The organism is Nonomuraea sp. NPDC050691, from assembly GCF_040654455.1.
GTDB lineage: Bacteria > Actinomycetota > Actinomycetes > Streptosporangiales > Streptosporangiaceae > Nonomuraea.
On record NZ_JBFAIA010000013.1, the window covers coordinates 86069 to 106892 of the forward strand.

A 20824-nucleotide genomic window follows, 5' to 3' on the forward strand; every position below is an offset into this window, starting at 1 on the left:
AATACCCGGGGGCCGCGCCGTGTCGTAGCCGACCATGGAGATTCGTTACGTGGGCGGCCCCACGGCGGTACTGGAGATCGGCGGCGTGCGCCTGCTGACGGACCCGACCTTCGACCCGCCCGGTGACTACCCGATCGGGCAGCGGGCGCTGACCAAGACCGGCGGCCCGGCGTTCGGCCCCGACGAGGCGGGGCCGGTCGACGCGGTGCTCCTCTCGCACGACCAGCACCCCGACAACCTCGACCGCGCGGGCCGCGCCTACCTCGCCGCCGCGCCCCTCGTGCTGTCCACCGGCTCGGCCGCCGAGCGCGTCGGGCCGCCCGTGCGCGCCCTGCCGAACTGGAGCCACGTCGAACTGCCCCGGCCCGGCGGCGGCGTGCTCCGGGTCACCGGCGTGCCCGCCCAGCACAGGCCCGACGGCAGCGAGCACCTGGTGGGCGAGGTCACCGGATTCGTGCTGAGCGGCGATGGGCTGCCGACCGTGTACGTGAGCGGCGACAACGCCTCCCTCGACGTGGTGCGCGCCATCGCCTCCCGGGTGGGACCGGTGGACGTGGCCGTGCTCTTCGCGGGCGCGGCGCGCACCCCGCTGGTCGAGGGCGCGAACCTCACGCTGGCCGGCGACGACGTGGTCGAGGCCGCCGGCCTGCTCGGCGCCCGGCACGTGGTGCCGCTGCACTTCGAGCACTGGGCGCACTTCTCGCAGGGCCGCGACGCGCTCGCGGCGGCGCTGGCCCCGCTGGGCGACCGGGCGCGCCTGCTCGCCCCGGGGGAGCGGGTCACCCTGACCTGAGCGTGGCGCCTCAGCCGGGGAGCGTCTCGCCGCCGATCGGCGCCAAAATCTCGCCCGTGTAGTACGACGACAGGCGCTCCGAGGCGAAGAACACGTACGACGGCGCGATCTCGTCGGGGTGCGCGGGACGCCCCATCGGCACCTGCTTGCCGAACGAGCCGACCTTCTCCTCCGGGAACGTGGCCGGGATCAGCGGCGTCCACACCGGCCCCGGGGCCACCGCGTTGACCCGGATGCCCCGGTCCACCAGGTTCTGCGCCATCGCGTAGGTGAAGGCGTTGATCGCCCCCTTGGTGGCGGAGTAGTCGAGCAGCGTCTTGTTGCCGCGCAGCCCGTTGATCGACGAGGTGTTGATGATCGCGCCGCCCTCGCGCAGGTGCGCCAGGGCCGCCTTGGTGACGCGGAAGTAGCTGTGGATGTTGACGGCGAACGTGTGCTCCCACTGCTCGTCGCTCAACTCCTCCAGCCCGTCCACGGGCTTCTGGTAGGCCACGTTGTTGACGAGGATCTCCAGGCCGCCCAGCTCCTGGACCGTCTGCTCGACGACCGACGCGCAGTGGTCGCGGTCGCTCAGGTCGCCGGGGATGAGCACGCAGCGCCGCCCGGCCTTCTCGACGAGCTTGCGCGTGTGGTTGGCGTCCTCGTGCTCGGTCAGGTACGCGATGGCGACGTCCGCGCCCTCCTTGGCGAAGGCGACGGCGACGGCCCGGCCGATGCCGGAGTCGCCGCCGGTGATCAGGGCCCGCCTGCCGGCCAGCAGGTCGCGTCCTTCATAGTCGCGCATCTCGTCGCGCGGCTCGGGCGCCATCTCGTCGCTGCGGCCCGGGAACGGCTGGGACTGCTCAGGTGGTGTGCTGTTGGTTTGTTCGGCCATGCCGAGCGCTTGCCCGCGAGCGGGGGAGCCTAACGTCGCAGGCTCAGCCGAGCTGGTGGCTGACCCACACGTTGGGCTCCACGTAGACGGCGTGATCGTGCGTCACGTCGCAGTGGACGGGGGTGAGGGCGCCGGGCACCTCCACCGCGCCGCTGCGGTCGAACGGCAGCCCGGTCCACGCGCGCCACTCCGCGAGCGATCCGGCGATCACCATCGAGCGGGACGCCACCCGCACGATCTTCCCGCCGGCCCGCACGTGGACCCGCAGCCAGGCGTCGTGCGGCAGGCCGTCGGAGCGCGTGCGGAAGGCGTACTCCTCCATCGGGGTGTGCGGCTCCAGGTGCTTCTGGTTGGGCCGGACCGGCGCGACCAGTTCGGAGAAGCCGAGCCGGGCGGCGTGCTCGCGCATCGCGGCGACCATCTGCGGCGACACGCCCGACCCGAGCCGGTCGCGGCGCACCGTGATCTCCAGGGCGCTGACGCGGTCGGTGTCGGCGGCCGAGTCGCGGGCGATCCGGCCCCGGCGGATCACCGTGTCCCAGCCGCCGTCGGGCAGCGGGTCGTCCTTGGCCGGGTACGGGATCATGCAGCCGCGCGCCACGAGCCGGCCGGGCTCGGCGTCGTCGTCGGCCACGAGCACGAAGCCGGCGAAGACGCGCGTCGCGGCGGGGTAGAAGAAGTCCGCGACGGGGTCGTTCATCATGAACCCGGCCCACCCGTGGTCCATGTCCCAGAGCGTGGCGGCGAACTCGGGGCGCTCGGCGAGCGTGGTGATCCGCAATGGCATGCGGACCATTCTCACATCTCGGACGGCCGCTGCACGGGCTGGTGCTCGGTCTTGAAGATCAGGGTCGTCTCCAGATGGACGATCTCCTGGCGTACCAGGAACTTCTCCAGCACCAGCCGGTGCAGGTGGTCGGCGTCGGGCACCGCGACGTGGACGAGGAAGTCCTGTGGCCCGGCCACGTGGAACAGCGTGATCGTCTCGGGCAGGGCCAGCACGAACGCCCGCAGCGGGTCGACGAGCTGACTGGTGTGCGGCCGTACGCGCAGGGAGAGCAGGGCCTGGAGCGAACGGCCGAGCCGCGCGGTGTCGACCGTCGCGCGGAAGGCGGTGATGATGCCCCGGCGGCGCAGCGAGCGCACCCGCTCCAGCGCGGTGGAGGGGGCCACGCCGAGGCGTTCGGCGAGCTCCTTGTTGGGCAGCCGCGCGTCGTTCTGCAACTCGGCGAGGATCGCCAGGTCGATCGAATCCAGTGCGGCGTCATGCCTCATACGCGGCCTCCCGTTCGGGGAGGGTAGCGGTTCGCCGACGGATCGACCACCGCCGCCCGGCATGCGGACACCCGGGGGAATGGCGCTCCGGAGTATTGCCAATTGCGAAGGCTTTTCTCTTCCCCGTCATGCCGCGCTTTTCCGCTGCTCGCGGATTGTTCCTTTTGATGGTGAGAATGGCCGCACACATAAAGTTGGAGATTCTATGAAATGCCCTGGACTGGCCGGTGAGTTCCTGTAGCGTCGAGACGAGCGCTAGGGAGGATTCGGTGCGGGAACTCTCCGGCAAGGTCGCGGTGGTGACGGGTGCGGCGAGCGGCATCGGCCGGGCGCTCGCCGTCAGATTCGCGAGCGAGGGCATGTCCCTGATGCTCGCCGACGTCGACCCCGGCGGGCTGGCGGAGACGGCGACGCTGGCGGGCGACACGAAGGTGCTCACACAGATCACCGACGTCTCCGACGAGGCCGCCGTGCTCCACCTGGCCGACCGGGCCTTCGGCGAACTGGGCGCCGTCCATCTGCTGTGCAACAACGCGGGCGTCTACCAGGGCGGGCACCTGTGGACCCGCACCCACGAGGACTTCACCTGGGTGCTCGGCGTCAACCTGTGGGGCGTGCTGCACGGCATCAACGCCTTCGTCCCCCGCATGATCGAGCAGGACAGCGAGGGCCACATCGTCAACACGGTGTCGGTGGCCGGCCTGTTCGCCGGGCCGCACGCGGGCGGCTACGCCGTCAGCAAGTACGCCGCGTTCGCCGCCTCCCAGGCGCTCGCCCACGACCTCGTCGCCTCGGGTTCCAAGCTCCGCGTCACCGCCCTGTGCCCGGGCGCGGTCCGCACGCGCATCAACCGCTCCGAGCGTGTACGCCCGTTCGACCTGACCGTCGCGCGCAGCACCGACGAGCTGGAATCCCAGGAGCGGGTGGACGCCGGCGTCGCGCGCGGCATCGACCCGGCCCGGGTCGCGGACATGGTCGTCGACGCCGTACGCGAGGAGCGCTTCCTCCTCCTCACCCACCCGGAGTACGGCGGGAGCATGCGCCAGCAGACCGAGACCCTGCTGGCCGGCGGCCTGCCCACGCTGCGCGGGGCGGCACGGGAGGCGTGACGCGGCCGGTGCCGCCGGGCACGTGAGCTGCCGGGGCGGCCGGTCGGGGCCGAACGCGGCCTGCCGATAGACTGGTGGCACCGCATTCGCCTCTGGGGGGTTTCTTCGGTGTCTGAGTTCGACACAGTTCTCGTGGTCGACTTCGGCGCGCAGTACGCGCAGCTGATCGCGAGGCGGGTGCGCGAGTGCCACGTCTACTCCGAGATCGTCCCCTCGACCATGCCGGTCGAGGAGATGCTGGCCAAGCGGCCGAAGGCGATCATCCTGTCCGGCGGGCCCTCGTCGGTCTACGCCGACAACGCGCCGGCCGTGGAGCAGAGCCTGTTCGAGACGGGCGTGCCCACGTTCGGCATCTGCTACGGCTTCCAGGCGATGGCGCGCGCGCTCGGCGGCGAGGTCGCCCGCACCGGCGTCGCCGAGTACGGCGGCACCCAGCTCGACGTCATCTCCGAAGGCGTCATCTTCGCCGGCCTGCCAGCCACGCAGAAGGTGTGGATGTCCCACGGCGACAGCGTCAAGGCCGCCCCCGCCGGCTTCGAGGTGACCGCCTCCACGCGCGAGACCCCGGTCGCCGCCTTCGAGCACCGCGAGCGCGGCCTGTACGGCGTGCAGTTCCACCCCGAGGTGCTCCACTCCGAGCACGGCCAGACGGTGCTCAAGCACTTCCTCGAGGCGGCCGGCTGCCGTCCCACCTGGACCATGCTCAACATCGTCGAGGACTCCGTCGAGGCGGTGCGCCGGCAGGTCGGCGACGGCCGGGCGATCTGCGCCCTGTCCGGCGGCGTCGACTCCGCCGTGGCCGCCGCCCTGGTCCAGCGCGCCATCGGCGACCGGCTCACCTGCGTCTTCGTCGACCACGGGCTGCTGCGCAAGGGCGAGGCCGAGCAGGTCGAGCGCGACTTCGTGGCCGCCACGGGCGTCAAGCTGCGCGTCGTCGACGCCGCCGACCGCTTCCTCAAGGCGCTGGAGGGCGTCAGCGACCCGGAGGAGAAGCGCAAGATCATCGGGCGTGAGTTCATCCGCGTCTTCGAGGACGAGCAGCGCGCCATCATGGCCGACGGCCCTGTCGACTTCCTGGTGCAGGGCACCCTCTACCCCGACGTGGTCGAGTCGGGCGGCGGCACCGGCACCGCCAACATCAAGTCCCACCACAACGTCGGCGGCCTGCCCGAGGACCTCCAGTTCACCCTGGTCGAGCCGCTGCGCACCCTGTTCAAGGACGAGGTGCGCCGCGCCGGCGAGGAGCTGGGCCTGCCCGCCGCCATGGTGTGGCGCCAGCCGTTCCCCGGCCCCGGCCTCGCCATCCGCATCGTCGGCGAGGTCACCCGCGAGCGGCTCGACCTGCTGCGCGAGGCCGACGCCATCGCCCGCGAGGAGCTGTCGCGCGCCGGCCTCGACCGCGACATCTGGCAGTGCCCGGTGGTGCTGCTCGCCGACGTCCGCTCGGTCGGCGTCCAGGGCGACGGCCGCACCTACGGCCACCCGGTGGTGCTGCGACCCGTCACCTCCGAGGACGCGATGACCGCCGACTGGGCCCGCGTGCCGTACGACGTGCTCTCGCGCATCTCCACCCGCATCACCAACGAGGTCCGCGAGGTCAACCGGGTGGTGCTCGACGTGACGAGCAAGCCGCCGGGCACCATCGAGTGGGAGTGACGGCCGGGTGGGAGTGACGGCGAGCCCCGGCGGCGGCTCGCTCGACGGGCCCGGCGCCGGCCCGATCCCGCCGCGCGAGATCCTCGACAAAATCTGCGGGCAGGGGGCGATCCAGATCATCCTGGCCGCCTCGGACGGCCCGATCCGCTTCACCGAGATGGAGCGGACGATCGAGGGCATCAGCCGGCGCATGCTCACCCTGACGCTGCGCAACCTGGAGCGGGACGGGCTGCTGGAACGCAGGGTCTACCCGACCGTCCCGCCCAAGGTGGAGTACCAGGCCACGCCGATGGCGCTCGAACTGCGCGAGGCGCTGATCACGCTGACCGGCTGGGCGCGGCGGCACAGCGCCGGGGTGGCGGCGGCGCGCGAAAGGTACGACGCCCGCCAGGCCGCCGCCACACCCACCTGACGTGCGCCGGCCCTGACGTGCGCCGGTCCCGTCCCGCATCGGGCTCGCCGCCATGACGTCCCCCCTCCTGTGGTGAGGCCGCCCGTGTGGTGAGGCCGCCCGTGTGGTGAGGCCGCCCGTGTGGTGAGGCCGCCCGTGTGGTGAGGCCGCCCGTGTGGTGAGGCCGCCCGTGCCGGGAGGTCAGGCGGAGGGGCCGAACCAGCGGGTGAGGGCTGCCCGCAGAGCCCCCAGCTCGCGCTCGTCCGGGTCCGGCGAGGACGACGCCCAGGCCACGTACCCGTCCGGACGCACCAGCAGCGCGCTCACCTCGGGCGAGGAGCCGGAAGCGCCGGAGGGGCCGGGGGAGCCCGGGGAAGCGGGGGAGCGGCCGGTGACGGTGTGGATCCGATCGTGCCAGCCGGACGCCTCCTTGGCCGCCGCCGCGTCCCCCGTCAGGTCCAGGAGCAGGGGCCGGGCCGTACGGGCCAGCTCGGCGAGCCGCACGGCGCCGCCGTCCGCCTCGATCGTCAGATCCGGGGCGAAGCGGCCGGTCAGCGGATGCGCGTCCGCGGTTCCCATGTCGTAGCGGAGGTCGGCCCCGGACATCGTGGCGGCGATGTGGCGGGCGTTGCGGGGATCTCGCAGCAGCTCGGCGAACAGCCCGCGCAGCGCCGTCACCTCGGCGCCGGGCGCGATGAGCGCCGACTGGGCCTGCGTGTGCAGGACGACCCGCTCGGCCGCCGGCCTTCGTTCGCTCTCGTACGTGTCCAGCAGTTCCTCGGACGCCCGCCCCTGGATGACCGCGGCCAGCTTCCAGCCCAGGTTGACCGTGTCCTGGAGCCCCAGGTTCAGCCCGGGGCCGCCGATCGCGCTGTGCACATGAGCGGCGTCGCCGGCCAGCAGCACCCGCCCGGCGCGGAACCGGTCCGCCAGCCGCGTGTTGCCGCCCGTCAGCAGGCGCAGCAGGTGTGGCCCCTCGCCCTCCGGCGGGCCGAAGGGCAGGTCCACGCCGAGCACCCGGCGCACGCTGCTCCGCAGCTCGTCCAGGGACATCGGGGACGGCGCGCTCTCCTCGCCGCCTCCCCACTCCATGGTGGTCAGCATCGGCAGGCGGCCGGGGAAGGGCGCGAACGCGATCAGGCCGTGCTCGGTGCGATGGTGCATGAACGGCGGGATGACGCCGTAGCCCGGGACGTCGAGCCCGCCGGTGGCCGGGTCGATCAGCGTGTCGGGTATGGACACGTGCGCGGCCCGGGAGACCGTGTCGTCCCTGGTCACGCCGGGGAAGCCGATGCCGGACAGCTTGCGCGTGAGGCTCCGGCCGCCGTCCGCGCCGACCAGGTAGCGGGCGCGCACCCGGTACGGGCCGCCGGGCCCCGCGATCTCGGCGGTGACGCCCTCCGCGTCCTGGGACAGGCCGGTCAGCTCGTGTCCCCGGCGGATCTCGGCGCCCAGCTCGGTCGCGCGTTCCTCCAGGACCTGCTCGACGCGGCGCTGCGGCACCCCGAGGATGTGGAGCGGGTTGTCCTCCACCGCGCTCAGGTCCAGCGGCAGCGCCCCGAACACGAACCCGGGCACGGGCCGGGGCGGCTCCGCGCTGCCCGTGAGCCGTTCGTACAGGCCACGGTGGTCGAGTACCCGGATGACCTGGCCGACCAGGCCGTTGGCGCGGTTCTCCTCCTCGCGGGCGGTCAGCCGCTCCAGCACCACGGGCCGCACTCCGGCCAGGCTGAGCTCGCAGGCCAGCATGAGCCCGTTCGGGCCACCGCCCGCGATGACGACGTCGGCGGAAAACTCGGCGGAGATCTCGGGGGGAATGTCGGCAGGGATGTCGGTGGTCACGGCGATCCTCCTGATCGTCGGGAAAAGGGCATGGCGCATCGGCCCGGCGGCGCCGGGCTTCGTACGGTGTGGGGTGTGGTGGCGGGCTAGGGGGCGGTGAGCCCCGTGGCGAGCCGGCCGAACGCCTCGCGCAGCAGCTCGTCCATGGGCACGTGCGGGGTGCGCATTCGTTGCTGGGAGACCGCCGTGATGGCCGCGCTGATCGCGCCCGCGACGAGCCTCGGGTAGAGGTCCGTGGTGACGTCGGTGCCCGTGCGTTCGGCGATCGCCTCGGCGAACTCCGCCTCGGCGGCCATGTACGCCTTGGCGAACTCGGCCTGCAACGCCGGCTCGCTGAGCATCAGCTTCAGCCCCGCGGTTCGCTGGTCGGACGTCTCGCCCTGCGGGTCGAGGCCGAGCGCGAACTGCGAGAGCGCCGCGTCGGTGATCGCCTCCCACAGCGGCTTGTCCGCCGGCTGGGCGCGCAGCTCGGCCACGATCGCGTGGGCCCGCTCGACGTGCCGGGCCGCGATGGCCTCGCCCTTGCTGGCGAAGTAGTTGTTGAAGGTGCGGGGGGAGACGCCCGCCGCGGCGGCGATGTCCTCCACCCGTACGTTGTCCCACCCGCGCTCGACGGTGAGCTGGATGGCGGCCCAGCTCAGCGCGATGCGCGTCTCTCGCTTCTTGCGCTCGCGCAGACCCGGGCGCTCACGGTCGTCACTTCCCACGATCTCCACGATACAGAACCTTGCGCAATCCGCAAAGATGCGGACTCCGCAAAATTCAGCCGGTCTCGGGATCCGGGACCGCCTCGGAGTCCTTGACCGGTTCGGGGCTCTTCGCGGGCCCGGAGCTCTTGGCAGGTTCGGGACTCTTGGCGGGTTCGGGGCTCTTGGCCGGTTCGGGACTCTTGGCCGGTTCGGCGGCCGATCGCCTCGTCCCGCGCAGCACCCGCACCAGGCTGCCGAACAGCAGCGGCACCATCAGCATCCCGACGAAGATCGGCGTGGCCATGTACCGGAAGTCCTGCGCCGAGATGTTGGCCAGCACGGCGAGTTGCTGCCCGGCAACCACCGCCACCACGGCCGGCACGTACCTGCTGCGCAGCGCCCACGCCGCCAGCCCCGCCGCGAGGTAGGACAGGTACGCCCACGTCGCGCCCCGCCACAGCAGCCAGTCGTAACCCGGCTCGCCCGAGGTCAGCAGCCACGAGTCCGCCACCCGGTGCAGGTCCTCCGACTTCGGCCGCAGCGAGAACATCCACCGCTGCGGGTAGTCGGGCACCTTGTTCGGGCCCACGTACGTCTCGGCGCTCGGCCGGCGCGAGAAGTGGTACGTCTGCCCGCCCACGGCCCACTCGTCCTGCACCGGGTTCCAGGCGATCGAGCCCCGGCACAGGCGGGCGTCCACGACGTCAATGGGCCGCTGCGTGAGCAGCCGCCGCCACAGCTCCAGCAGCTCGCCGGCGTGCCGGTCGGCCTGCTGCCAGCTGAAGTCGCGCCGCCAGATCAGCGGGTTGATCGTGTAGCAGGTGCCGCCCTCGTTCCACCGCGACAGGGGGGCGACGGAGGTCATGAGCGTCCGGTCGCGGTCGCCGAACAGCTCCGGGTGCTCGCGATAGAGGACCGCGATGTCCCCGAACGCCGTGTGGTAGACGTACGTCTTCGACGGGGCCTCGATGCCCACGCGCGGCAGCACCAGACTGGACAGCAGCAGCGGCACGACCGCCGCCACCAGCCCGACCACCGCCAGCCGTACCCTCGCGCCCTTCACCACGACCAGCAGCACGGCGACGGCGACGCCCACCACGAGGAAGCCGTTCGCCCGGAACAGCCCGAGCGCCAGCATGAGCGTCCCGAGGCCCGCCAGCCGCCACGCGGTGACGCGCCGGGCCGCCGCGAGCCCCGCGCAGGACGCGGCGATCGCGACCGCGCACAGCGTGAACGGCACGTCCTTCCACAGCGCCACCGAGAACGCCCCCACCGGAGGCAGGAACGGCAGCAGCACGGCCACGGCCGTCGTCGTCCGCCGGGGAGCGCCGAGCGCCTTGAGCGCGGCGGCCAGATAGGCCAGGGTGGCGGCCATCGCCGTCGTCTGCAGCAGCGTGACCGCGCCGATGTCGCCGGTCAGGCGCACGCTCAGCCACAGCAGCGCGTCGTAGGTCACCGAGTGGTCGCTCACCCACGGGCCGACCATGGTGTGGCTCAGGTACAGCACCGAGTCGCGGCTGAACAGGCCCGGATAGTAGGCGAGCCACCAGCACACGAGCACGGCCTGGATGGCGATGAAGGTCGCGAGCGTCGCCCAGCGCGATGGCTTCGCGGTCTTCGTCAGCATGTGCTCCCAATCCCGGCTGCCGGAGCCGTCGCCCCGACCTGCTTACTACCGCGAACTAGGGAAAACTCACACCCGCGTCCGGCGTCCTTCCGCCGAGCAGGGTGGGAACCGTCACCAGGTGGTAGCCGCGCTTCTTCAGTTCCTTGAGGATCGCCGGCATGGCCTGGACCGTCTGCGGGACCGTGTCGTGCATGAGGATCACGCCGTTGGGCTTGGCCAGCCGCAGCACCGCCGCCTTGATCTTCGCCGGGTCGCGCAGCTTCCAGTCGAGGGTCGTGCCGGTCCACAGAATCTGGGAGAGGTCCTGGGAGCCGGCGAGCCGCAGCACCCGGTCGTCGGTCTGCCCGTACGGGGGCCGGAACATCCGCACGCGGCGGCCGGTCACCTCCCGGATGACGTCCTGGGTGAGCCGGATCTCGTCGATGATCTCCTGGTCGAGCAGGGTCGGTAACGACGGGTGCGAGTAGGTGTGGTTGCCGATCGCGTGCCCCTCGGCCACCGTCCTCCTGACCACGGACGGGAGCTGCTCCACGTGCTTGCCCATGAGGAAGAACGTGGCGGGGACGCGCTCGCGCTTCAGCACGTCCAGCAGGACGCCGGTGCGTTTGCCCGGGCCGTCGTCGAAGGTCAGCGCGAGGCAGGTCACCTTCGCACAGTCGACCCGCGTTTTCGCCCCGGCGGCCGGGGCGCCGCTCGGCACGGTGGCCGGCGCACCGCTCAGCACCAGTGAAGTCACCAGCAAGCCCTGAATCAGCACAGGTGCCACCTTATGGCCAAACTTCCTGCCCCGCGTGCGCCGCCGGCGCCGTTGTTCAGCGGACTGCACCACCTCGTACCGATCGAGGATGAGTGGGGCGAGAGGCCGGGCGGTGACGTACCGGGCGATGCCGCGGACGAATGGCAGGAGGAATGCTCACTCCCCGCCACTTTCAACGTATAGCGCGCTGGGGGGCTTGCGGCAAGACCCGGGTCGTGCCGCAGAATCTCCCACCGAAGCGGACCCGCGGGAATCAAGGATTCGCGGGACAGGTGTGCCCGCGGGGCGTGCCGCCGGACTGCGCGGCACAACTGGCCTCAGTGAATGGCTGCAGAAGGAGGCGAAGCCGCTCACGTATGTGGGCTGACATCTTCGCGCTCACCTGGCCGTTGACGGCCATCATCGACGTACATGGGGGAAGTAGTGGTTGACACGGAAAGCAGCGTGGCGATCGATCGCTACGTACTGGGTTTCCAGGAGATCGATCAGAGCCAGGTCGCGGTCGTCGGGGGCAAGGCCGCGCATCTGGGGGAGCTGTCGCGGATCGAAGGCATCCACGTGCCGGCCGGCTACTGCGTGACGACGGACGCCTTCCGGCGGGTCATGGCGGACGCGCCGTCACTCGAAGATCGGTTCGATCGGCTGTCGCGCCTGACCCCGGACGACCGGGACGCGATCGGTGCGCTCACCGCGGAGATCCGCGGTGCCGTCGCAGGAATCCCCATTCCTGACGATCTGGCGGCGGTGATCACTCGGCCGCTCGCCCGCCTGAACGACAAAGCCGCCTACGCCGTCCGATCCAGTGCGACGGCCGAAGACTCGCCGACGGCCTCCTTCGCAGGCCAGCACGACACGTACCTGAACGTCGTGGGGCCTGCGGCGATCCTCGACCACATCAGGTTGTGTTGGGCCTCGCTCTTCACCGAGCGAGCCGTGACCTACCGCCTGCGGAACGGTTTCGACCATCGCAAGGTCCACATGGCGGTGGTCGTGCAGCAGATGGTCTCGCCGGATGCCTCCGGCATCATGTTCACGGCCGACCCCGTCACGTCGAACCGGAAGGTCGTCAGCGTCGAGGCCGGCTTCGGCCTGGGCGAGGCCCTGGTCTCCGGTCTGGTGAACGCGGACGTCTACAAGGTGCGGGACGGCGAGATCGTCGACAAGACGGTCGCCACCAAGCGGCTGGCCATCCACGCTTCGCCGGAAGGCGGGACGCGGGAGCAGACGATCGAGCCGGAGACGCAGCAGCGGCCGGCGCTGACCGATGCGCAGGTGGTGCTGCTCGCGCAGTTGGGCCGGCGGATCGAGGCGCACTTCGGCCGTCCCCAGGACATCGAGTGGTGCCTGGCCGACGGTGGCTTCCAGATCGTCCAGAGCCGGCCGATCACCACGCTGTTCCCCATCCCGGCGGCCGGGGACGGAGGTAACCGCGTCTACGTCTCCGTCGGCCATCAACAGATGATGACCGACCCGATGAAGCCCCTGGGTCTGTCCGTCTGGCAGTTGACCACGCCCCGGCCCATGGCCGAGGCCGGCGGGCGACTGTTCGTCGATGTCACCGACGGCTTGGCATCGCCGGCCGGCCGCGAAGGGCTCCTGGAGGTCCTGGGAAGGTCCGATCCGCTGATCAGGGACGCGCTGCAGACCGTTCTCGACCGCGGTGACTTCGTCCCGGCGCCGCCGGAGGCGGGCACCGGCGGGCCGGCCGTGGGTGGTGCGCCGGCTCCGATCGAAACCGATCCGGCCATCGTCGACGAGCTGATCGCGCGCAGCCGGGCGTCGCTGGCCGCCGTCAAACGCGACATCCAGCGGAAACACGGATCGGACCTGTTCGACTTCATCCTGGAGGACCTTCAGGAACTGCAGCGGCTCCTGTTCGACCCGCGGAGCCTTCAGGTGATCATGGCGGCGATGGAGGCGACGTGGTGGCTCAACGAGCGGATGCACACGTGGCTGGGCGAAGAGAACGCGGCCGACACACTCACCCAGTCCGTCCCCGACAACGTCACGTCGGAGATGGGACTCGCGCTCCTGGACGTCGCGGATGCGATCCGCCCGCATCCGGAGGTGGTGGCCTTTCTGCGGGACGTCGAGGACGATGCTTTCCTGGACGAACTGCCCGAACTCGCGGGAGGGCGCGAGGCGCAGGACGCCATCCGGGCCTACCTCGACAAGTACGGCATGCGCTGCGTCGGTGAGATCGACATCACGAGGCCACGGTGGAGCGAACGCCCCACCGCCCTGTTGCCCGCGATTCTCGGCAACATCGAGAACTTCGAGCCCGGCGCCAGCCGACGGCGCTTCGAACAAGGGCGGCAGGAAGCGCGGAAGAAGGAACAGGAGCTGCTGGAGCGCCTGCGGGCCCTGCCGGACGGAGAGCGGAAAGCCGACGAGGCCAAGTCGATGATCGACCGCCTACGGACCTTCGCCGGCTATCGGGAGTATCCCAAATACGGCAAGGTCAGCCGCTACTTCGTATACAAGCAGGCTCTGCTGGAAGAGGCCGACCGCCTCGTGCGGGACGGCGTGCTTCGCGACCGGGAAGACATCTTCTACCTCAGGTTTCAGGAGCTCCACGACGTCGTACGCACCGGACAGGTCGATGACCGGCTCATCCGCCGGCGCAAGGAGGCGTTCAGCGCGTATCAGGCGCTCACGCCTCCCCGGGTGCTCACGTCGGACGGCGAGACCGTCGCCGGGGCCTACCGACGCCAGGACGTGCCGGCCGGCGCACTGGTCGGCCTGCCGGTTTCCTCCGGAACCGCCGAGGGACGCGCCCGCGTCATCCTCGACATGACCGAGGCCGATCTCGAAGCGGACGACATCCTGGTCACCGCCTACACCGATCCCAGCTGGTCGCCTGTGTTCGTCAGGATCAAAGGCCTTGTGACGGAGGTGGGCGGCCTGATGACCCATGGTGCGGTGATCGCCCGGGAGTACGGCCTGCCGGCCGTCGTGGGGGTGGAGCATGCCACCCGGCTGATCCGGGACGGGCAGCGGATCCGCGTGAACGGCACGAACGGGTACGTCGAGCTCCTGCCCTAGGGGTGACCAGGCGAGTCTCCGCAGGTAGTTGCTCTGTGAAAGGGGACCTCGCCAAGGGCGTACGAGGCCCGGGGAGAACGCCGGCTCGTCCGGGTCGAGGGAGCCGCGACGGATCAGCAGGCGTCGCGTCAGGCCGCTGTACTGCCCGGGGTCCGGCTGCGGGGCACGGCCACCACGTGGCCCACACGCAGGTTCTCCAGCCAGGCACCCAACCTGTCGAATGCTTCGAGCGACACGACCAGAGCCGTCATCCAGGCCTGTGCTCTCTCGTGCCCAGGCGATCTCGTCCGGCTGCGGCGTACAGAACACGTGCAGCCGGCCCTTCCTGTGCTTCGGTGTGTCGGCCGCAGGAGGCAAGGTGGAGGGGACATCGTCAGGGACCGGGAGAGGAGAGCGCGGAGAACGGAACCTGTCGGCCTACTGGATGGTCAGCGGGAGAACTCGCTCGGCAGGCCGGCCTACTGGATGGTCACCAGGCGGGAGAACTCGGCCGGCAGGTCGACGCCGTCCCACACCCGGTGGAACCCGAGCGCGTTCCCGATCGGCACCATCCGGTCCACCCCGCGCCCGCCCAGCGCCCGGGCCAGCCCGGCCAGTTCCTCGCGGTCGAACCCGAAGTGCGTCAGCGTCTGATCCTTCCGCCGCACCACGTCCGCCAGCTCATCGAGTGAACCGAGCCGGGCATGGGCGAACGTCCCCGTGCCGAGCCACCGCCGCGGAGCCGCGCCGGGCGCCGTCAGGACCACCTGCGCCAGGGCGTTACCGCGGAACTCGACCGCGTCCGCCACGCCGTCGGCCGCCAGCCCGTACGCGGCCACCCGCTTCTCGACGGCCATCGCCGTGTCCACCGTCCACCCGCGCCGGGCCACGGCCTGCGCCAGACAGGTGGCGAACCCGTCGCGGGCCGCGTCGCACTCGGCGGGGCAGCCCACCCAGAAGACGGTGCCCGGGGAGGAGCAGGCGGCCTGGTCGAACCAGTAGGCGTCGACCGCGAACCCGTCGGCCACCGCCTCCCGCGTCGCGGGCGCCGCCTCCAGCCACGCCGACGCGCGTATCACCGCGAACGACGACCGGTCGGGGAAGGCGAGATCGCGGGCGTGGGGTGCCAGCGGGTGCCGGCGGATCTCGTTCACCGTACGATCGCCGCCCCAGATCACCCGCAGGTCGCACGCCGCCGACAGAACCGCGGTGGGACCCGCCGCGCCCCCGGAACCGGCGTCCTTGGAGGAGACGGGATCGGGGCGGTTGATGTGCTCGGTGGGTTCGGGCCGGACGTGGTGGGAGGGGCCGGTTCGCTGGTGGTCGGTGGGAGCGGGTCGGCCCTTGTCGGTGGGTTCGGGTTGGAGGGGGTGAGTGGGCGCGGGGCGCCGGCGGTCGGTGGAGTCGGCCCCGAGGTGGTGGGAGAGGCCGGGGTGCTGGTGATTGGAGGGTTCGGCGTGCAGGTGGTCGGTGGGGTCTTGGCGGAGGTGCTTGGGGGAGTCGGGGTGGGGGTGGTTGTGGGGGGTGCGTCCGTGGTGGGGGACGGACCCGGGCGGATCTTGTCGACGGGGAAGACCGGTCTGGAGGGGCGCACGGCTGTTGGAGGGCACGGGCTCGGGGTGGTCGTAGGAGACGATGCGCTGGGTGCGACGCACGACCGGATCGGCGTCGTCGAGCGCCTCCCGCATGACGTGGAGGATCACCTCGGCCACGACGCCCGCGCGTGCCGACAGCCGGACGACGTTGCGGTTGCCCATGAGGGCGGAGAGGGCCCAGGAGTAGACGAAGACGGTGTCGACGTTCGCCGGAGCGATGTGGAACACCAGCCCACGCGGCACCCGCACGAACTCCCCAGCCCCGCCCGCGACCTCCGACCCACTCGGTCGTGGGAAGCCGGGGGCCCGCCTTCGTTCGCTTGGCGGGTGAGAATCCGCGGCCTGCTCCGGCTCGTTCCGTCGCGGTAAGCCCGCAGCTCGCTCCAGTCCGCTCCGCCGCAGGAAGAACCCGAGGGACGCCAGCTCGGGATGCCGCCGCACCACGTCGGGGGCCCGCAACCTCCGCCCGACGTCCACGAGGAACTCCAGCACCCGCTCGTCGCCCACGGCCGGCCTCGGCGCGGCGGCCATGTCGTCAAGAAGCTCCCACACGCCGACGGTCCCCTCAAAGGGAAACCGCACGTCCACGGTCCCCTCCGAGCGAGATCGCGCGCCGACGCTCCCGTCGGAGCGGAACCGCTCGCCGACGGCCTCCTCAGCCGGAACCCGCCCGGCGATGGGCCCGGCTCCGCCCTTCATGCGGCCACCGTCCCGTCCTCGGCGTCACCGAGCTCGCATGCCGTCGGAGACGCCGATGGCATGGGCCCGTCGCCTGCGTCGGCGCGTTCGCATGCCTTCGGGGACGTCGGCGGCGCAGGCCCGTCCACGGCAGCACCGTGCCCGTACGCCTGCGGAGACCCACGGAGAGACGCACGCAGAGACACGTGCGGCGACGCCTGAGGAGAAACCTGCGGCATCACCGACCCGCCCACCGCCCCGCCCACCGATCCGCCCATCGTGTCGCTGCACCCCCGTGCCTCGGCGCGGGGCAGCCGGCCCAGCACCGAGAAGCGCTTGCCCGGCCAGGTGCCGTCGTCCACCCCGTGGACCACCCCCAGGTCCTCGGTCAGCAGCACGTGCCCCGGGTACGACGTCGGCAGCGTGCTGACCACCTCGATCAGCCCGGGTACGCCCGGCGGCGCCTCCTCCCACGTCTCCGGGTCGCGGATCACCACGTCGGCGAAGTCGGGGCAGTAGAGCCCGTCCCCCTCCGGGCCCTCCAGGAAGACGGTGCCGATCTGCTCCACCATGCCGTAGAAGTCGTGCATGCGGGTCAGCCCGCACTCGCGCTCCAGCCGTGCGCGGAACTCCGCCGCGTCCACCGCCTGGTCGGCCAGCTTCTTCCACCCGCCGGAGTGGATCAGCACTCCGCGCGACAGGTCGAGGCCCAGCTCGCGCAGGTGCAGCCACACCATGTACGTGAACCCGAAGATCAGGAACGGCCTGCCGTCGTGCCGTGCCAGAAACGCCTTCACCGCCGCCGCGTCCACGTCGCCGCCGTCGTCCAGCACGAAGGTGTGGTCACGGCCGAGGTTCATCATGCCGAGCACCCCGGCGCCACGCGCGCTCAGTGTGGTGGCGCGTACGACCGAGCGGGTGTCGACGATCAGCATGGGCAGCCGTCGTTCGCCCAGCACCTCCCGCAGCGTCGCCGCCAGCATGCGCGGCTGCGCCGCCGCGGCCTCCCGGTCGAGGTGGACACGGCTGGGCCGTTGCCCTGTCGTGCCGCTGGAGGTGAGCACCCGGAACACCTGCTCCTTGGGCACGCTGCGCAGCTCGTGCGTCTTGAACATCCGCACCGGCAGCCACGGCAGGTCCGCCACGCGCTCGTACGGGCCGTGCGACCCGATCGCCGCCAGGATCCGCCCGTACGGCGGGCAGGCATGCCGGTGCCGCTCGGTCAGCTCGGCCAGCCGCGGCACCAGCGCCCGCTCCCGCTCGGCCGCCCGCAGAGTGAAGACGCTCATGCGGCCTCCCCGCGCACGCCGTGCACGGCACGGGGGGTGAGGACGCTGTGGCATGGCCGGCCATGTGCGGTGGTGGCGATGGGGGGGACGCTCATGCGGGCCTCCCCTGTCGCGGGCGGCCACTCACCGTGTCGCCAACGGGCGCGCACGTCCTCGCCCGGGAAGGGCCCCGGGTCAAGGCCCCCGGCGCGGCGGCGGCGGAAACGCTCGCGCGGCGCCTGCCGGGTGAGGGCGACTTCTGCGCCGTACGGGATTCGTCCATCCCTCCGCGAGTTCATGTCCGTGCCTCCAGGGCGCCGTAATCGACCTTGCCGGTGGTCAGCAGCGGGAGGCGGTCGACCGCGCGGACGTCGAAGCCGCTCCAGTGCAACCGCAGCTCCGTGCCGAGGCGGCGGGCGAGGCGGGCGCATGCGTCGCGGTCGAGTCCCTCGGCCCACACCGTGACCCGGTCGTCCCCGCTGGTCGCCGCCACCGGCCCGCAGTCGCGCAGCAGCCCTTCCACGTCGTCGAGGCTGACCCTCACGCCGAAGATCTTGGCGATGCGTTTCATGCGGCCGGTGAGGTAGAGGAAGCCCTCGTCGTCGAGGTGGCCGAGGTCGCCCGTGCGCAGCACGCCGCCCAGGTCGTCGCCTCGGGCCAGGTCGGCGGCCGTCTCGGCGTAGCCCATCATCACGTTGGGCCCCTCGTAGACGACCTCGCCGTCGCGCACGCTGAGCCGGCCGCCCGGCACGGCGACTCCGGCCGAGCCCGGCTTGGCGGCCAGCCGCTCCGGGGGCAGGACCGCGATGCGCGCCGTCGCCTCCGTCTGGCCGTACATGACGAAGAACCGCTCGGCCTTGGCGGAGAACTCCGTCACGAGCTCCGGCCGCAGCCGGCCGCCCGCCTGCGTGAGCGTGGTCAGCGTCGGGTGCTTCGCAGGGTCGAAGCCGAGCCTGCGCAGCATCTCGTACTGGTACGGCACGGCCGCGAGCGACGTGCAGCCGTGGGCGTCGAGGTGGGTCCAGAACGACCGCTCCAGCAGCCCAGCGTCGGTGAGGACCACGGTGGCGCCCGCCGCCAGGTGGCTGTTGAGCACCGACAGCCCGAAGCTGTAGTAGAGCGGCAGGCTGGTCGGCGCGACCTCGCCGGGCCCGATGGCCAGGGCGGTGGCGATGGCCGTGGCGTTGGACAGCACCGCCCGGCGCGACAGGCGCACGAGCTTGGGATTGCCCGTCGATCCCGAGGTGGCGAGCAGGACGGCCAGGTCGGGATGGGGATCGTCGGCGTCGCGGCGCCCGCGCGGCGCGCTCTCCACGGCGTGCGCGAACCCGAACAGCCCCGCCGGCCGGAACCTCCTGATCAGCCCGGTCAGCGCACCCGCCGAGAGGTCGGGGTCGAGCAGCGCCACCGGCCGGCGGGTCCGCCACGCGGCGAGGTAGCGCACCACGGACGCCAGGTCGTTGCGCATGCCGCAGAACACCGGGCCGGGCGGCAGGCCCGCGAGCACCTGCGCGGTGCGTTCGACGCGTGCGGCCAGCAGGTCGCCCGTGAGCTCGCCCGGCTCTCCGGCGACGACGAGCCGCGCGTCAGGGTGCGGGAAACCATCCATGGGACGTCCATCCATCGTGTCGGGACCTCACAGCACCAGCCCGCCGTCGACACCGAGCACCTGGCCGGTGACGAACGAGGCGTGGCCCGAGAGCAGGAACGCCACGGCGGCGGCGACCTCGCGCGGCTGCCCCAGCCGGCCGAGCGGGGTCGCGGCGACGGTCGCGGCGCGGGCTCGGTCGTCGAGCGTGGCGAGCATGGCCGTCTCCACGAAGCCGGGGGCCACCGCGTTGACCCGGATGCCGGCGGGGCCGAGCTCCTTGGCCGCGGACACGGTCAGGCCGAGCAGCGCGGCCTTGGTGGCGGAGTAGACGGCCTGGCCCGCCGACCCGCGACGACCCATGATCGAGGAGACCAGCACCACGGCGGGGCTCGTGCCCCTGCGCAGGAGCCTGATCGCCGACTGCAGCGTGTGGACCGCGCCCACCGCGTTGACGTCGAACAACCGGGACACCGCCATGCCGGGCAGCAGGCCGAGCAGCGCGGCGTCGTGGGCGCCCGCGTTGATCACGAGCGCGTCGAGGCGTCCGTGGCGTTCGCGGATCCGGCGCATCATGCTGGAGACCGCGCCGGGGTCGGCCACGTCGCCGTGGACCGACCAGGTGTGCCCACCGGTCTCGGCGGCCACCTCCGCGGCGACCTTGGCGGCCCGCTCGGCGTCGCGGCCGTGGACGATCACCTCGTCGCCGGTCGCGGCGAGCGCCACGGCGACAGCACGCCCGATGCCCGTGGTCGAGCCGGTGACCAGTGCCACTCGGGCCGAGGCCGGGTCGGCTGCAGGGTCAGAACGCGGCGCCGGCACCGTGCTTCTCCAGTAGCCGGGCGGCCTGGGTGAACGAGCTCATGTCGATGATCTCGTCCGTTTCGAGCATGATGTCGAACTCGTCCTCGATGGCGGCGACCAGCGCCATGTGGGCCAGGGAGTCCCACTGTGGGATCGCCCGGTATTCGAGCTCGTCGACGTCGGCGTCGTCCGGAAGGCTCAGCGCGGCGCGGAAGACGCCGCGCAGGCGGTCGAGGTGGCCCATGCTCCCTCACTCTCCGTGGTCGAACCAGAACGTAGTGTATCGGTGATCCTCCATGGCTCAAACCGAGCCCCCGTCGCGAGTAATGGAACCGTATAAAGCCGGGTGATGTCCGGGCGAGGCTGCGAATGTCCCTGGGGGCGCGCCAACCGCTACAGGGGGAATGATGGACGAATCCAATCACTGGTACGGGCACTCCCGCATACTCGCCAGATACTGCGGGCTCCCGGACGACGTTCCCCGCCGAATACAGGGATTTCTCCAGCATGGCTGGAACTATCTCCACGGATACCCACCGAACGACCAATGGTGCACTCCCGGATATCCCCGGTTCATCTGGGCCGACGTGCTGCGTCGCCGCGGCTGGTCGATGGGCCGCCGCGGGCACTACCTCATCGGCGCGCCGTGGATCTACCTGCTCGACCTGGAACCCGATCTCGGCCTGATGCCGGAAGAAGAACGGCAAGGCACGATCTGGTACCCGTTCCACGGCTGGGAGAAGAACGCGGTGATCGGTGACCACGGCCGGCTCGCCACGCAGATCCGCGAGGTGGAAACCGGCCCGGTGACCGTATGCCTTTACTGGCTCGAATACGCAAATATCGGTATCAGG

At 71.7% G+C, this 20824-nt stretch carries 17 protein-coding genes and 1 pseudogene; 6 read left to right on the forward strand and 12 right to left on the reverse strand.

From position 1 onward, the window contains the following. Window positions 1–34: 34 nt before the first annotated feature. Window positions 35–793: an MBL fold metallo-hydrolase gene (locus AB0H81_RS08485; RefSeq protein WP_358371009.1), complete on the forward strand. Its 759-nt coding sequence runs from the start codon at window positions 35–37 to the stop codon at window positions 791–793. A gap of 10 nt (window positions 794–803) precedes the next feature. On the opposite strand, the gene AB0H81_RS08490 is transcribed toward AB0H81_RS08485, so the two are convergent. From AB0H81_RS08490 to AB0H81_RS08500, 3 genes are read right to left on the reverse strand one after another with little or no spacing between them, the layout of a single operon-like run. Then, window positions 804–1667, reverse strand: a complete 864-nt coding sequence (locus AB0H81_RS08490; protein ID WP_358371011.1) for an SDR family oxidoreductase — start codon at window positions 1665–1667, stop codon at window positions 804–806. Between the two features lie 43 nt (window positions 1668–1710). After that, the gene (locus AB0H81_RS08495; protein ID WP_358371013.1) at window positions 1711–2454 is read right to left on the reverse strand and encodes an N-acetyltransferase; all 744 of its coding nucleotides are present in this window, start codon (window positions 2452–2454) and stop codon (window positions 1711–1713) included. An 11-nt stretch (window positions 2455–2465) separates the two neighbouring features. Further along, a complete protein-coding gene (locus tag AB0H81_RS08500) occupies window positions 2466–2942 on the reverse strand; it encodes an Lrp/AsnC family transcriptional regulator (protein WP_358371016.1) in 477 nt (158 codons plus the stop codon). Between the two features lie 269 nt (window positions 2943–3211). Here AB0H81_RS08500 and AB0H81_RS08505 point away from each other — a divergent pair, with 269 nt between their 5' ends. The 3 genes from AB0H81_RS08505 (at window position 3212) to AB0H81_RS08515 (ending at window position 6119) form a co-directional block, all read left to right on the forward strand. Continuing rightward, window positions 3212–4051, forward strand: coding sequence for an SDR family NAD(P)-dependent oxidoreductase (locus tag AB0H81_RS08505; protein WP_358371019.1), 840 nt, complete (start codon window positions 3212–3214; stop codon window positions 4049–4051). Window positions 4052–4159: 108 nt separating this feature from the next. Further along, window positions 4160–5707 (forward strand): glutamine-hydrolyzing GMP synthase, encoded by a 1548-nt coding sequence (gene guaA / locus AB0H81_RS08510; protein ID WP_358371022.1) that lies wholly within the window; start codon window positions 4160–4162, stop codon window positions 5705–5707. A gap of 7 nt (window positions 5708–5714) precedes the next feature. Continuing rightward, on the forward strand, window positions 5715–6119 hold the full coding sequence (locus tag AB0H81_RS08515) for a helix-turn-helix domain-containing protein (RefSeq protein WP_358371025.1): 405 nt from the start codon (window positions 5715–5717) through the stop codon (window positions 6117–6119). A gap of 180 nt (window positions 6120–6299) precedes the next feature. On the opposite strand, the gene AB0H81_RS08520 is transcribed toward AB0H81_RS08515, so the two are convergent. From AB0H81_RS08520 to AB0H81_RS08535, 4 genes are all read right to left on the reverse strand, one after another. After that, window positions 6300–7940 carry an FAD-dependent monooxygenase gene (locus tag AB0H81_RS08520; protein WP_358371028.1) on the reverse strand — a complete coding sequence of 547 codons (1641 nt, stop codon included), beginning with the start codon at window positions 7938–7940 and terminating at the stop codon, window positions 6300–6302. A gap of 86 nt (window positions 7941–8026) precedes the next feature. Continuing rightward, window positions 8027–8647 carry a TetR family transcriptional regulator gene (locus AB0H81_RS08525; RefSeq protein ID WP_358371031.1) on the reverse strand — a complete coding sequence of 207 codons (621 nt, stop codon included), beginning with the start codon at window positions 8645–8647 and terminating at the stop codon, window positions 8027–8029. Window positions 8648–8702: 55 nt separating this feature from the next. Further along, a complete protein-coding gene (locus tag AB0H81_RS08530) occupies window positions 8703–10256 on the reverse strand; it encodes a hypothetical protein (protein WP_358371034.1) in 1554 nt (517 codons plus the stop codon). Window positions 10257–10311: 55 nt separating this feature from the next. Continuing rightward, window positions 10312–11013 (reverse strand): polysaccharide deacetylase family protein, encoded by a 702-nt coding sequence (locus AB0H81_RS08535; RefSeq protein WP_358371037.1) that lies wholly within the window; start codon window positions 11011–11013, stop codon window positions 10312–10314. 444 nt (window positions 11014–11457) lie between these two features. Here AB0H81_RS08535 and rph point away from each other — a divergent pair, with 444 nt between their 5' ends. After that, window positions 11458–14058 carry a rifamycin-inactivating phosphotransferase gene (gene rph, locus AB0H81_RS08540; RefSeq protein WP_358371040.1) on the forward strand — a complete coding sequence of 867 codons (2601 nt, stop codon included), beginning with the start codon at window positions 11458–11460 and terminating at the stop codon, window positions 14056–14058. A gap of 458 nt (window positions 14059–14516) precedes the next feature. Here rph and AB0H81_RS08545 read toward each other — a convergent pair whose 3' ends face one another. The 5 genes from AB0H81_RS08545 to AB0H81_RS08565 form a co-directional block, all read right to left on the reverse strand. Then, a complete protein-coding gene (locus AB0H81_RS08545) occupies window positions 14517–16331 on the reverse strand; it encodes an acyl-CoA reductase (RefSeq protein WP_358371043.1) in 1815 nt (604 codons plus the stop codon). Then, the gene (locus tag AB0H81_RS08550; RefSeq protein WP_358371046.1) at window positions 16328–17599 is read right to left on the reverse strand and encodes an acyl-protein synthetase; all 1272 of its coding nucleotides are present in this window, start codon (window positions 17597–17599) and stop codon (window positions 16328–16330) included. Before AB0H81_RS08550 ends, AB0H81_RS08545 begins: the two co-directional genes overlap by 4 nt. A 274-nt stretch (window positions 17600–17873) precedes the next feature. Beyond that, window positions 17874–19187, reverse strand: a complete 1314-nt coding sequence (locus AB0H81_RS08555) for an AMP-binding protein (protein ID WP_358371049.1) — start codon at window positions 19185–19187, stop codon at window positions 17874–17876. 27 nt (window positions 19188–19214) lie between these two features. Continuing rightward, the gene (locus AB0H81_RS08560) at window positions 19215–19940 is read right to left on the reverse strand and encodes an SDR family oxidoreductase (RefSeq protein WP_358371052.1); all 726 of its coding nucleotides are present in this window, start codon (window positions 19938–19940) and stop codon (window positions 19215–19217) included. A 28-nt stretch (window positions 19941–19968) separates the two neighbouring features. Beyond that, window positions 19969–20214 carry an acyl carrier protein gene (locus tag AB0H81_RS08565; RefSeq protein WP_358371054.1) on the reverse strand — a complete coding sequence of 82 codons (246 nt, stop codon included), beginning with the start codon at window positions 20212–20214 and terminating at the stop codon, window positions 19969–19971. Window positions 20215–20377: 163 nt separating this feature from the next. Between AB0H81_RS08565 and AB0H81_RS08570 the strand changes: the two are divergent. Then, window positions 20378–20824: pseudogene (locus AB0H81_RS08570) on the forward strand (hypothetical protein); the annotation flags it as partial.

Coding starts and splice junctions, on each gene's coding strand:
- AB0H81_RS08485 (WP_358371009.1), top strand. CDS start 35: ATGGAGATTCGTTACGTGGGCGGCCCCACGGCGGTACTGGAGATCGGC.
- AB0H81_RS08490 (WP_358371011.1), bottom strand. CDS start 1,667: ATGGCCGAACAAACCAACAGCACACCACCTGAGCAGTCCCAGCCGTTC.
- AB0H81_RS08495 (WP_358371013.1), bottom strand. CDS start 2,454: ATGCCATTGCGGATCACCACGCTCGCCGAGCGCCCCGAGTTCGCCGCC.
- AB0H81_RS08500 (WP_358371016.1), bottom strand. CDS start 2,942: ATGAGGCATGACGCCGCACTGGATTCGATCGACCTGGCGATCCTCGCC.
- AB0H81_RS08530 (WP_358371034.1), bottom strand. CDS start 10,256: ATGCTGACGAAGACCGCGAAGCCATCGCGCTGGGCGACGCTCGCGACC.
- AB0H81_RS08545 (WP_358371043.1), bottom strand. CDS start 16,331: ATGAAGGGCGGAGCCGGGCCCATCGCCGGGCGGGTTCCGGCTGAGGAG.
- AB0H81_RS08550 (WP_358371046.1), bottom strand. CDS start 17,599: ATGAGCGTCTTCACTCTGCGGGCGGCCGAGCGGGAGCGGGCGCTGGTG.
- AB0H81_RS08555 (WP_358371049.1), bottom strand. CDS start 19,187: ATGGATGGTTTCCCGCACCCTGACGCGCGGCTCGTCGTCGCCGGAGAG.
- AB0H81_RS08565 (WP_358371054.1), bottom strand. CDS start 20,214: ATGGGCCACCTCGACCGCCTGCGCGGCGTCTTCCGCGCCGCGCTGAGC.